Here is a 14,485-nt window from a genome sequence, read left to right as displayed (position 1 = left end):
CCAGGACCCACACCCATCAACGGCCCAAAAACCCCCGCCAGATTCCGCACCGCACCATGCCCGACAGCCACACCCTTCGGCCGCCCCGTCGAACCAGACGTATAGATCACATACGCAAGCCCATCCACGTGCCGGACACCCTCCAGTGATGAGCAGTCCGGTCCCCCGGCATCCGAGGACACCTCTACGTCCTCCAGCCACACCACCCGGCCATCAGGCACCTCCGCCAGCACCGGGCCGGCAGCCTCGCGCTGCGCCAGCACACAGGCCGCCCCACTGTCCGCCAGCAGATAGGCCACCCGATCCGCCGGATACTCCGGATCCACCGGCACATACGCCGCCCCCGCCTTCCACACCCCCAACACCGCAGCGACCATGTCCACCCCACGCGGCAGACACAACCCCACCACGCACTCCGGCCCAACCCCCAACCCCCGCAAATACCCAGCAAGCCGATCCGCCCGGGCATTCAACTCCTCATACGACACCTCGACATCCCCACACACCACCGCCACCGCACCCGGCGACCGCCCCACCCACCCCTCGAACAACTCCAACACCGACTCATCCGTGAACTCGACCCCGTTGTCGTTCCACTCCCCGACAACCCGTCGCCACTCCGACTCCGCAAGCACCTCCACCGCATGGAGCCGCACCTCCGGCGCGGCCACCACCTGCTCCAGCACCCGCACCCAACGCTCGACCAGCACCGCAGCAGACCCCGCGTCGAACAGATCCGTCGCCGCGCGCAGTGCCGCGCGCAGGCCGGCTGGGTCGCCGTGCTCGTCGTGCAACTCGACAGCCGCCAGGTCGAGGTCGAACTTCGAAACGGCCGTCGCGGACTCGGAGAGGCCAACCACCGGCGCCTGCGCGCGCGGCAGAGCCACGTCCGCGTTTTCCAGAGTCTGAAGGGTGAGCATGACCTGGAACAGCGGATGCCTGGCCAGCGAACGGACCGGCGCCAGCTCCTCCACCAACCGCTCGAACGGCACATCCTGATGCGCCAACGCCCCGAGACTCCGCTCACGCACCCGCGCCAGCACATCACGGAACGTCGGATCGCCACCCAGGTCCGTGCGTACCACCAGCGTGTTGACCAGGCACCCGACGAGGTCGTCCAGGCCGTCGTCCGTGCGGCCCGCCACCGCCGTCCCGATCGGAATGTCCTCCCCCGCACCCAACCGCGACAACAGCACCGCCAGCGCGGCCTGCAACACCATGAACACCGTCACACCCTCGGCCCGCGCCACCTCCACCAACCGCGCATGCACAGCGGCCGAGACCTCAAAGGGCACGGTGTGCGCACGATGACCGGCAATCGCTGGTCGCGGCCGATCGGCGGGCAACTCCAGCTCCTCAGGAACGCCGGCCAGAGCCTCACGCCAGTAGGCCACCTGACGGGAGACCACGCTGTCGGGATCGTCTTCGTCACCGAGCAACTCCCGTTGCCACAGCGCGTAGTCCGCGTACTGCACCGGCAACGGCGCCCACTCCGGCGCCCGCCCCCCACACCGCGCCGCATACGCCAGCGACAGGTCGCGGCCGAGCGGTCCCTTTGACCAGCCGTCGGTGGCTATGTGGTGGATCACGAGCACCAGGACGCAGGCCTCGGCACCGATGTCCAGCCGCCAGCCGCGAATCGGCAGTTCGCGCGCCAGGTCGAAGGCGTACTGCCCCCGTTCCGCCACGGCCGCCGCCACTTCGTCCGCCGACGCCGTCGCGAGATCAACGGCCTCGACGTCCCACTCCATCTCCGTTTCCGGGACTATGCGTTGGTACGGCTCGCCGTCCACCGCCGGGAACGTCGTACGCAGCACCTCGTGCCGCCCGATGACATCCCGTAGCGCTGCGCTGAGCGCATCCCGGTCCACATCCCGCGCCAGTGGCAGAACCATCGGGATGTTGTACGTCGGGCTCGGACCCTCCAGCTGCGCCAGGAACCAGAGCCGTCGTTGCGCGTACGACAACGGCACCCGCTCGGGCCGCACACCCACCGTCAGCCGAGGCCGTGCGGAACCACCGTCCTGCTCCGCCAGGTACGCGGCGAGCCCGGCGGGGGTCGGGGTCTGGAACAACACCCGGATCTCCACCTCCGCCCCCAGGAAGGCACGGATACGGGAGATCAGCCGAACGGCAAGCAGGGAATGCCCGCCCAGAGCGAAGAAGTCGTCCTCGACCCCCACCGACTCCAACCCCAACACCTGCGCGAACGCAGCACACAACGCCTCTTCACGAGCATCCGCCGCCGGACGGCTCACCCCACCCGACGCCGCATACTCCGGAGCCGGCAGCGCCTTACGGTCCAACTTGCCGTTCGAGGTCAGAGGCAGCGCGTCCAGGAGAACGACGGCGCTCGGCACCATGTACTCGGGCAGCCGCCCGGCGACAAACTCCTTCAGCCGGCCGCCGTCGACTTCGCTCTCCGCATCGGCCGGAACCGCGTAGGCCACCAGGCGCGTGTCACCCGGAACATCCTCACGAGCCACGACCACGGCCCGCCCGACCTCGGGGTGCGCAGCAAGGACGGTCTCTATCTCACCCGGTTCGATCCGGAACCCACGGACCTTCACCTGCTGATCCGCCCGCCCGGTGAACACCAGCTTCCCGTCCGTGTTCCACCGGACCCGGTCCCCGGTGCGGTACATCCGCTCGCCCGAGCCGTTCAGCGGATACGGGCACGCCACGAACCGTTCCGAGGTCAGGGGACCGTTCCCCGCGTAGCCACGCGCCAGTTGAGCACCCGCGACATACAACTCGCCTGTCACTCCTGTGGGAACCGGCCGCATCCACTCGTCCAGCACGAACACCCGTGTGTTCGCGACGGGTGTACCGACCGGCACGCCATGCCCGGACACGGAGTGCCGATCCAGGTCGGTGGTCAGGACGCCGATCGTGGTCTCGGTCGGCCCGTAGTGGTTGAACACCGCACACCCACCGGCGTCCACGAGTTCCCGCACCCACTCCGGCGAAGCAGCCTCACCACCCAGCACCAACGACTTCCGCGGCAACACCGACCCGACACCGGCCTCAACCGACAACGCGGCCAGATGCGACGGCACGACCTTCAGATGATCAATCCCCTGACCACGCACGTACGCAGCCACAGCCCCGGGGTCCACCACCGACTCCGCATCGAGAATGTGCAGCTCGCCGCCGGTGGTCAGGCTGGTGAACACCACCGTGTTGCCGAGATCCGTCACCTGAGCCTGCAACAACCCGTACCGCTCCCCCGGCACCCCCCAACCCAGCCGGACCGGCACCGACCCCACATAGTTCGCCAGGCCACCATGTGTGACCAACACGCCCTTCGGCCTGCCCGTCGAACCCGACGTGTACATCACGTACGCAGCCTGCTCCGGCAGGATCGACACCCCCACCGGCGCCGACGGCTCCAGAGCATCGAGCTGCTTCACCGTCCAGGGGTCGTCGAGCGCCACCACCCGCACCCGACCAGCAGGCAGATCCCCGACCACGTCCCCCGAGCCCAACAACAACACCGCGCGACTGTCCGCCAGCATGAACGCGATCCGCTCCACCGGCAGACCCACATCCACCGGCACATACGCCGCCCCCGCCTTCCACACCCCCAACACCGCCGCGATCATCTCCACACCACGGTCCAGAGCCAGCGCCACCACCGACTCCGCACCCACACCCTGCGCAACAAGGAACTGGGCCAGTCGGTTCGCCCGCGCATCCAACTCCGCGTACGACACCCCCACACCACCGGCAACCACCGCCACGCCACCCGGCGACCGCCCCACCCACTCCTCGAACCACCCCAACACCGAACCACCCGACACCACACCACCCGTGTCGTTCCACTCCTCCACCACCCGCCGCAACTCCACATCGGACAACAACCCCACCGCATGCACAGCACCATCCGGAGCCACCGCGAGCTGTTCGACCGTGCGGGTCCAGCGTGCTGCCAGGGAGTTCACCGACGGCTGGTCGAAGAGGTCGGAGGCGGCGTTGACCGCGCCACGGATGCCGGCGGGGCGGCCGAGCTCGTCGCGCAGTTCGCGGACGAGGAGTTCCATGTCGAACTTCGCCGCGGCCGTGGGCGAACCGACCGCGTCGGATGGAGTGGGGTTGCCGGGGCGCGCGTCGGTTCGCTGTGCCTGGGCCGCCCGGGGCAGGTCGATGGTGGCCTGCTCGACGTTCTGGACGCTGAGCATGACCTGGAACAGCGGATACCGGGCAAGGGACCGGGTCGGGGCCAGTTCCTCGACGAGCCGCTCGAACGGCACGTCCTGGTGTTCCAGGGCTTCGAGACTGCGCTCCCGGACCCGTGCCAGTACTTCGCGGAACGTGGGATCGCCGCTCAGGTCCGTCCGCAGTACGAGCGTGTTGACGAAGAAGCCGACGAGGTCGTCCAGGCCCTCGTCCGTGCGGCCCGCCACCGACGAGCCGATCGGGATGTCGGTACCGGCGCCCAGGCGGGACAGCAGCACCGCGAGCGCGGCCTGCAACACCATGAACACCGTCACGCCCTCGGCCCGCGCCAGCTCCAGCAGCCGCGCGTGCACATCGGCCGACAGGTTGAAGGCACTCGACCGGCCGCGGTGCGAGGCGACGGCGGGGCGCGGGTGGTCGAACGGCAGCTCCAGCTCCTCCGGAATGCCGGCCAGTGCCTTACGCCAGTACTCCACCTGACGGTTCATCAAGCTGTCGGGGTCGGCTTCGTCGCCGAGCAACTCCCGCTGCCACAGCGCGTAGTCCGCGTACTGCACCGGCAACGGCACCCACTCCGGCTCTCGCCCCTCACACCGCGCCGCATAGGCCAGCGACAGGTCGCGGGCCAACGGGCGCTTCGACCAGCCGTCGCTGGCGATGTGGTGCACCACCAGCACCAGGACGCAGTCCCCGGCCCGGTCGGTCGCCGCGTTCTGACCGGTGAGCAGCAGCGAGGCCCGGATCGGTACCTCGTGCGCCAAGTCGAAGGCATGGTGGGTGCGTTCCGTCACGGCGTCGGCCACCTCGGCCTGTGAGGCCGCCACGAGGTCCACGACCTCCAGCTCCCAGTCCAGCTCGACGAGCGACCGGATGTGCTGGTACGGCTCGCCGTCCGTGGCGGGGAACGTCGTGCGCAGCACCTCGTGCCGGTCCATGACGTCACGCAACGCCGCCGCGAGTGCCGCCCGGTCGGCGTCGCCGGCCAGCCGCAGCACCATCGGGACGTTGTACGTCGGGCTCGGGCCCTCCAGCTGGGCCAGGAACCACAGCCGCCGTTGCGCGAAGGACAGGGGGATCATGAACGTGCCTCCCTACGCATCGGCCGCAGCGCCGGACGTTCCGGCTTGGGCCGCCTCGGGTTTCGGAGGCCGACCGCCAGGGCGGCCGGTGTGGGGTGCTGGAAGAGCATGCGGATGTCGACCTCGGCGCCAAGAGCCGTCCTGATCCGCGAGATGAGCCGGATGGCCAGGAGCGAGTGGCCGCCCAGGGCGAAGAAGTCGTCCTCGGCGCCGACCGCCTCCACTCCGAGCACCTGGGCGAAGGCGGCGCACAGCGCCTCTTCGCGGGCGTCGGCCGGAGCGCGGCTGACCGCGTCGCTCGTCACGCGTTCCGGCGACGGCAGTGCCCGGCGGTCCAGTTTGCCCGCGCCGGTCAGCGGCAGCGCGTCCAGGACGACGACGGCCGACGGGACCATGTGCTCCGGTAGCCGGGATCGGGCGAACCGCCTTATGGATGACGCGAGTTCCTCGGCGGACCGGTTGGCCTCCGCGCCGTCCGCCGATGGCGCGGCGGGTACGACGTACGCGACGAGCCGGGTCTCCCCCGCGCTGTCTTCGCGCGCCATCACCACGGCCTGGCGAATCTCCGGGTGAGCGGCGACAGAGGCCTGGACCTCGCCGGGTTCGATCCGGAAGCCGCGGATCTTGACCTGGTCGTCCGCGCGTCCGGCGAACACCAGCCGACCGTCGGGAGTCCAGCGGGCACGGTCCCCGGTGCGATACATCCGCTCACCGGCCCCGAACGGACGCGCCACAAAGCGCTCGGCGGACAAGGACGCATTGCCCACGTATCCGCGCGCCACCTGGGCACCGGCGACGTACAGCTCACCCGTCACACCCGGAGCCACCGGCCGCAACCACTGATCCAGCACAAACACCCGCGTGTTGGCGACAGGGGTACCGACCGGCACCACACCACCAGCGACGATCTCCTCGTCCAGGACGGTGGTCAGGACACCGATCGTGGTCTCGGTCGGCCCGTAGTGGTTGAACACCGTGCACTCACCGGCGTCCACGAGTTCCCGCACCCACTCCGGCGACGCCGCTTCACCACCCAGCACCAGGGACTTCCGCGGCAACACCGCCTCCGCACCCACCACCGACGACAAGGCCGCAAGATGCGACGGAACCGCCTTCACATGATCGATCCGGTGATCACGCAGATAGCGGGCAACGGCATCCGCGTCCACCACCGACTCCGCGTCGAGAATGTGCAGCTCGCCGCCGGTCGTCAGACTGGTGAACACCACCGTGTTCCCGAGATCCGTCACCTGCGCCTGCAACAACCCGTACCGCTCCCCCGGCGCCCCCCAACCCAGCCGGACCGGCACCGAGGCCACATAGTTCGCCAGGCCTCTGTGTGTGACTACGACACCCTTCGGCCGACCCGTGGAACCCGACGTATACATCACATACGCGGGATGGTCGGGCAGCGCCCTGGTTCCGCCGTCCTCCGGCCTCGGTGGGGTGCCTGGCAGCTCGGCCAGGCCGGCGGCGGTCGCCGGGTCGTCCATCACAAGTACCGGCACGGGGCTTCCAGGGCCGGATCCGGGGAGGGCACGGGACACAGAGCGGGTGGCCAGGACAGAGTGTGCCCCGCTGTCGGCGAGCAGGTGTCCGATTCGCTCGGCCGGCTGCTTCGGGTCGAGTGGCAGATACGCGGCTCCGGCCTTCCACGCCGCGAGCAGGGCGGCCGTCACGTCCATGCCTCGGTCGGCGAGGATGGCGACCACGGACTCGGGGCCCGCGCCCTGGCCGACGAGGTGGCGGGCCAGGCGGTTGGCGCGGGCGTCCAGTTCGGCGTACGAGGTCTCGGCGCCGTCGGCGACCACGGCCACCGCGTCCGGGGTCCGCCGCGCCTGCGCCTCGAACAGGTCCAGCACCGAGGCATCGGTGAGCTCGGCCGCGGTGTCGTTCCATCGGTCGATCACCTGCTCACGCCGAGCGGTGTCCATGACGTCCACGGAGGCGAGTTCGGGGTCCGGGCCTCCCGCCAAGGTGATCGTCAGGGCGGCGGAGACGTTGTCGATCGCGGTGTGCACCAGGTCCGCGACCAGTTCGGCGTCCGCCGGTGCCGTCGCGCCGACGCTGAGGGCGAAGCCTCGGTCGCCCAGGTCACTGACGGAGACGCTGAGCGGGAAGTTGTCGTGCTGCTCGGTGGAGACCGCCCGGATCCCGAGACTGTCGTCCGCGTAGTCGTCGATGTCCTGGGCGCGGTCGTTGTGGCGGTAGTTGAAGAGGGACGTGAACAACGGAGCGTCACCCGTGACACCGCTGGCCTGCTGCGCCACCGCCAACGGCGCATGCTCGTGCGCCACCAGCCCCGCCAACTGCGCCCGCATCCCCGCAACCGCCGCCCGCACCCCCACACCCCGCGTCCGCACCCGCGCAGGCAACGTATTCATGAACAACCCCAACGCCCGATCAACCCCCGCACCACCACCCATCCGCCCCAACAACACCGTTCCGAACACCACATCGTCACGACCCGACACCGCCGCCAACACCCGCGCCCACGCCACATGCCACACCGTCGCCGCGCTCACCCCCAACTCCCGCGCCACCCGGCGCACCCGCCCAGCCACCACATCAGCGACCCGACAGTGCGCCCGAACCACCTCCACCCCGTCCCCGCGCACATCCAACAACCCGAACGGCGCCGTCGGCTCCGACACATCACCCAGCAACTCCGCGAAGAACCGCTCGTGTTCAGTACCGGAGACCCCGGAACGGGCCTGCGCGACGTACTCCCGGAACGGCACCGGCGCCGGCAACTGCGCCTCCTCGCCGCGCATGAAGGCACGCACCTCCTGCAACAACAACGCCATACCCGTGTGGTCCTGAACCAAGTGGTGCATCCGCAGCAACACCAACTGGCGACCACCAGCCGTACGCGCGGTGTGTACGTCCATCAACGGCGCCCTGGACAGATCCATCGACCTGCCCACCACACCCACCAACGCCGCGACCGGATCCGCTGAATCCTCCAGGTCCAGGTCCACCGACTCGATCCGCAGCTCCGCACGACGCCACACCACCTGCACCGGCTCCGCAACGCCCTCCCACACCACACCCGTGCGATACACATCATGCCGATCCACCACCCGCTGCAACGCCGCCGCAAACGACTCCCACCGCGCCACACCGTCAAACTCCAACACCACCACCGTCACATACGCATCCACACCACCCCCCGCCAACAGATGATGAAACAGCAGCCCCTCCTGCAACGGCGCCAAGGGATAGATGTCCGCCACGTTCCCCACACCACCCGCAACCGACGACACCACCCGCCCGATCTCCGCCGCCGACAGCCCCGCCAACGGCACCATCTCCGGCGTCACCACCGACACCCCCACCGGAACCCCACCGGCCGACACCTCGGTGCTGACCGGACCGGCTTCGCCGACAACCTCCGCGAGACCGGCCGGGGTCGGCGTCTCGAACAGCGCGCCCACCGATACGACGAGCCCGCGTACCCGCAGCCGTTCCACCAGACGCACCGCGAGCAGCGAATGCCCGCCCAGCGCGAAGAAGCCGTCGTCGACACCGACCGAGTCCACGCCCAGGACCTCGGCGAAGACCTGGCACAGCAGTTCCTCGCGGGCGTTCGCGGGTGCCCGGGAGGGGGTGTCGGTGGTGAACTGCGGCGCAGGCAGCGCCCTGCGGTCCAGCTTGCCGTTGGACGTCAGCGGCAGCGCGTCCAGCACGATCACCGCGGACGGGACCATGTACTCCGGCAGCCGTGCGGCAAGAAACTCCACCAGCCTCGCGCCATCGCCATCGCCATCGGCACCAGCACCGGGTACGGGTACGACGTAGGCGACCAGTCGCGTGTCTCCCGGCGCCTCCTCCCGTGCCACCACTGCCGTCTGCTCCACCTCCGGGTGGGTCAGCAGGGTCGCTTCCACCTCGCCGGGCTCGACGCGGAACCCGCGGATCTTCACCTGGTCGTCGGCGCGACCCGCGAAGACCAGCTGGCCGTCCGTGTTCCACCGGGCCCGGTCGCCGGTGCGGTACATCCGCCTGCCGGCTTCCCACGGGCAGGCCACAAACCGGTCGGCGGTCAGACCGGGTCGGTCCACATATCCGCGTGCCACACCGGCTCCGGCGACATACAGGTCACCCACCACACCCTCGGGTACCGGGTTGAGCCACCCGTCGAGCACCAGGGCGCGCACTCCGTCCAGCGGCCGGCCGATCGGCAGCACCGAGCCCACCGGCGCCGACACCGGTGTCTGGGTGGCACACAGCGTCACCTCCGTCGGCCCGTACAGATGCCTCACCCGTGTCCCCGGGCAGGCCCGCAGCACCTGGTCAACCGCCGTCGCCGGTACCACGTCACCGCCGGTGAGCACCTCCGTCGTCCCGGCGAAGCACTCCGGGTCCTCGCCCGCCAGCACCCGGAACAGGCCGGCCGTCACATGTACATGGGACGCCCCGCTCGCACGGATCAGCGCCCCGTCGACCCGATTCGCCGGAGCGACGATCACGCGAGCACCTGCCACCAGCGGCGCCCACACCTCGTACACCGAGACATCGAAGACATGCGGCGCGTGGAACAGCACCGACGACTCCGGCGACAGCCCCCAGCACCGGTCCGACACCAGCGCCGCCACATCGCCGTGGGTGACGGCCACACCCTTCGGACGCCCGGTCGAGCCGGAGGTGTACATGATGTACGCCAGTCCGTCCGCCCTCCGGTCGGTGGGCGGTTCGAGCTCCGCGGACGGCGCGACGTCCGCCACCTGGACGACGGGCAGCCCGCCGGTCCGGGAGGCGTAGGCAGGTGAGGTGAGCACGGAACCGGCGGCGCTGTCGGCGAGCATGAACGCGATCCGCTCCGCCGGATAGCCGGGGTCGATCGGTACGAACGCCGCCCCCGTCTTCCACACCGCGAGCAGGGCCACGATCAGGTCGACGCCGCGGTCGAGCAGTACGGCCACCGTCGATTCGGCGCCCGCACCCAGTGCCCTCAGCCGCCCCGCCACGCCGTTCGCACGCGCGTCCAGCTCGGCATAGGTCAACTCGGTGCCGTCGCCGCCGACCACCGCGACCCGCCGCGGTGCACGCGCCGCCCAGCCTTCGAACCGGTCCGCCACCAGGTCGGCCGCGGGCTCCACCGCGGTGGGGTTCCGCTCTCCCGTCACCCGCCGGAGCTCCGCGTCCGACAACACCTCGAGCCGCCGTACCGGCTCCCCCGGCGTGGCCACCACCTGTTCCAGCACTCGTGCCAACCGTTGTGCGACGCCCTCCACCGAGGGCGCGTCGAAGAGGTCGGCCGCGCCGCTCACCGACAGCCGCAGCCCGTTCGGCCGCTGCCGGTCGTCGCGGGTCTCCCTGGCCACCACCTCCAGGTCGAACTTGGACACGGCGGCCACCTCGCCCGCTCCGCCGCCGGGCCCGTCCGCCACCGGCAGGCGCGCCGAAGAGGCGGAGGCCGAAGAGGCGGAGGCCGAGGCCGTGTGGTCGAGGTGGTCGAGGTTCTGCAGGGTGAGCATCGCCTGGAAGAGCGGATGGCGGGCCAGTGACCGGGCCGGCGCCAGTTCCTCCACCAGCCGTTCGAACGGCACGTCCTGGTGGTCCAGCGCCTCCAGGCTGCGTTCGCGCACCCGCGCCAGCACATCCCGGAACGTCGGGTCACCGCTCACGTCCGCCCGCAGCACGAGCGTGTTCACGAAGAAACCCACGAGGTCGTCAAGCGCCTCGTCCGTGCGCCCCGCCACCGCCGAGCCGATCGGAATGTCCGCACCCGCTCCGAGCCGGGACAGCAACACGGCGAGTGCGGCCTGGAGCACCATGAACACCGTCACACCCTCGGCCCTGGCCAACTCCACCAGTCCGGCGTGTGTTTCGGCGTCCAGGTCGAGCCGGACGTTGTGGGCGCGGTGGCCTGCCACGGCCGGTCGCGGCCGGTCGAACGGCAGCTCCAGCTCCTCGGGGGCACCGGCCAACGCCGCGCGCCAGTAGGTCACCTGACGGGACAGCATGCTCTCGGGGTCGTCGGTGTCGCCGAGCAACTCCCGTTGCCACAGCGCGTAGTCCGCGTACTGCACCGGCAACGGCAGCCATTCCGGCGCGCGCCCCTCGCACCGTGCCGCGTAGGCCAGCGACAGGTCACGCGCCAGCGGTCCCATGGACCAGCCGTCGCTCGCGATGTGGTGCACCACCAGTACGAGCAGGCACTCGTCCGCGTCGGTCAGCAGCAGCGACGCCCGGATCGGCACCTCGGTCGCGAGGTCGAACGCGTACCGGGCCCGCGCCGCCACCATCGCCGACACCTCGTCCCCGTGCGCCCCGACGAGGTCCACGACCTCCAGGCCCCAGTCACCCGCCCCACCCGCCGCACCCGCCGCACCCGTCTGTGCCACCTCAGTCGGCGACAGGACGCGTTGGTACGGCTCGCCGTCGACGGCCGGGAACACCGTCCGCAGTACCTCGTGCCGTCCGATCACGTCACGCAGCGCCGCGTCCAGTGCCGCCCGGTCCACCGCGCCCGAAAGCCGCAGCACGCTCGGGGTGTTGTAGGTGCCCGCGCTGCCTTCGAGTTGGGCGAGGAACCACAGGCGCTGCTGTGCGAAGGACAGCGGCACCCGCTCGGGGCGCCGGCGGGGCGCGGCCAGGAGCGGCCGGGCGTCGTCTGCCGCCGACCGCTCCGCCAGATGCGTCGCGAGCCCGGCCGGTGTCGGCGCCTCGAACAGGGCGCGGATCCCGACCTCGGCGCCCAGCAGCACCCGGATACGGGAGGTGAGCCGGACGGCCAGCAGCGAGTGCCCGCCGAGGGCGAAGAAGTCGTCGTCGACACCGACCGACTCCACCCCGAGCACCTGCGCGAACGCCGCACACAGCAGTTCCTCGCGGATGTCGGCCGGAGCGCGGCCGAGGCCGTCGGCGACGTGTTCGGGGGCCGGCAACGCGGCCCGGTCCACCTTGCCGTTGACGGTCAGCGGCAGTGCGTCCAGCACTACGACCGCCGAGGGCACCATGTACTCGGGCAGCCGTTCCCGTACCAGCGTCCGCACGCCCTCGGCCAGGTTCCGCCGTACCGTGTCGGAGCCGTCGACCGGTACGACGTACGCGACGAGGCGCAGTTCTTCGGAGGAGTCGCCCCGGGCCACCACGGCGGCCTGGCGGACCTCGGGGTGTGCGGCGACAACCGCCCGCACCTCGCCGGGTTCGATCCGGAATCCGCGGATCTTCACCTGGTCGTCCGCCCGGCCGGCGAACACCAGTCGGCCGTCGGAGGTCCGGCGCACCCGGTCACCGGTGCGGTACATGCGCTCGCCGGAGCCGTTCAGCGGGTACGGACAGGCGCTGAACCGCTCGGCGGTCAGCGGGCCGTTCCCCGCGTACCCGCGGGCGAGTTGCACACCCGCGACGTACAACTCGCCTGTCGTGCCGGGCGGGACGGGCTGCAGCCACTCGTCGAGCACGAACAGCCGGGTGTTGGCGATCGGTGTGCCGATGTCGAGGGCCGCCCCCGCTGCCGCCCCCGCTGCCGCGTCTGCCACGGCCAACGGCTCGGACATGGTGGCGCAGACGGTGGTCTCGGTCGGCCCGTAGGCGTTGACCAGTTCGCGGTCGTGGGCCCAGCGCTCGGCGACCTGTGCGTCCAGCGCCGACCCGGCCGACACGACCGTACGCAGGGAGGTGTAGTCCGTCGTCCGCTCGATCGCCAGCACGGCGGGCGGCAGCGTCGCGTGGCTGACCCGCCACCGGGCGACAACGTCCACGAGCCCCGCACCGGGCGCCAGTTCGTCGGCCGGCGCGACGACGAGGGCCGCGCCCGCGGTCAGCGCCATCAGCAGCTCGGAGGTGGCCGCGTCGAAGCCGACGCTGGCGAACTGCAGTACGCGGCTGCCCTGTTGGACGCCGAGTCGGCGCGCCTGGGCCCGGGCGAGGTTCACGGCGCCCGCGTGGGTGAGGACGACTCCCTTGGGCCGCCCTGTGGAACCGGAGGTGTAGATCACGTACGCGGCCCGCTGCGGCAGGACGGCCCCGCCGCGTTCGGCGTCGGTCAGCGGTGTCGCGTCCCGGCCGGTGATCCCGCTCGCCACCTGCGGATCGTCCACCACAACACGGACCATCGCCTCCGCCGCCACCGCTCCGTCCAGCAGACCGGCACGGGCCCGGGAGGTCACGACATGCCGGGCGCCGCTGTCGGCGAGCATGAAGGCGAGCCGCTCGGCCGGCTGACTCGGATCGACCGGCAGATAGGCCGCTCCCGCCTTCAGCACACCCAGCAGGGTCGCGATCAGGTCGGCGCCCCGGTCCAGGACCACCGCCACCACGGACTCGGGACCCACACCATGGCCGAGCAGATGGCGCGCCAGCCGATTCGCCCGCGCGTCCAGCTCGGCGTACGACACGTCGACACCGTCACCGAGCAGCGCGGGCGCCTCCGGCGTACGGGCCGCCTGCGCCGCGAACAACTCGACCACGGAGAGCGGGAGGTGCGATGAGGTGTCGTCCTCCACCCCGCTCCACTCGGCCACCGCCTGGCGCCGCTCCGCGTCGGAGAGCACCTGTACGTCGTGCAGGCGCCGTTCGGGAGCCACGGCCACCTGGTCGAGTACCCACGCCCACCGCTCGGCGAGCGCGGCCACCGACTCGGCGTCGAAGAGGTCCGCGGCACCGCTGAGTGAGCCGCGCAGCCCGCCCGGGCTGCCGTCGGGCGCCAGCAGCTCGCGGGCGACGACGTCCAGGTCGAACTTGGACACGGCGGTCAGCGCGCCGCCCGCCCCGGAGATCCCGGCGACGACGGGGAGCCGGACGTCGGGAAGGTCGGCCGGGTGCTGTTCGTCGAGGTTCTGGAGGGTGAGCATGACCTGGAAGAGCGGGTGCCGGGCCATGGAGCGCGCAGGCGCCAGCTCCTCCACCAACCGCTCGAACGGCACGTCCTGATGCGCCAGCGCCTCAAGGCTCCGCTCACGCACCCGCGCCAGCACGTCCCGGAACGTCGGGTCACCGGAGAGGTCGGTGCGGATGACCAGGGTGTTCACGAAGAACCCGACGAGATCGTCAAGCCCCTCGTCCGTACGCCCGGCCACCGCAGACCCGATCGGAATGTCGGTACCGGCACCGAGCCGGGACAGCAGCACCGCGAGCGCGGCCTGCAACACCATGAACACGGTCACGCCCTCGGCCCGCGCCACCTCCACCAGCCGCGCGTGCACATCGGCCGACACCGCGAACTCACTGGCGTACCCACGATGCGAGACCACAGCAGGCCGCGACCGGTCGACGGG

The 14,485-nt window shown here is 70.9% G+C and carries 2 protein-coding genes (1 of these 2 only partly in view); both read right to left on the bottom strand.

Features of this window, described 5'->3' with window-relative positions:
• Positions 1-5,258, bottom strand: a 5,258-nt coding sequence (locus AB0D74_RS45595; protein ID WP_362600753.1) for an amino acid adenylation domain-containing protein, incomplete at its 3' end; no start/stop codon positions are given.
• Positions 5,255-14,485: the 3' portion of an amino acid adenylation domain-containing protein gene (locus AB0D74_RS45590; protein WP_362600750.1), read on the bottom strand. 7,086 nt of this gene lie beyond the right edge of the window; the window shows 9,231 of its 16,317 coding nt (coding positions 7,087-16,317); its start codon lies beyond the right edge, outside the window; it ends in the stop codon at positions 5,255-5,257. The genes AB0D74_RS45590 and AB0D74_RS45595, both read right to left, overlap by 4 nt.

This window comes from Streptomyces sp. NPDC048278 (assembly GCF_040652195.1).
In the GTDB taxonomy this organism is placed as follows: Bacteria; Actinomycetota; Actinomycetes; order Streptomycetales; family Streptomycetaceae; genus Streptomyces.
This window is presented reverse-complemented; position numbering and strand designations above follow the sequence as displayed.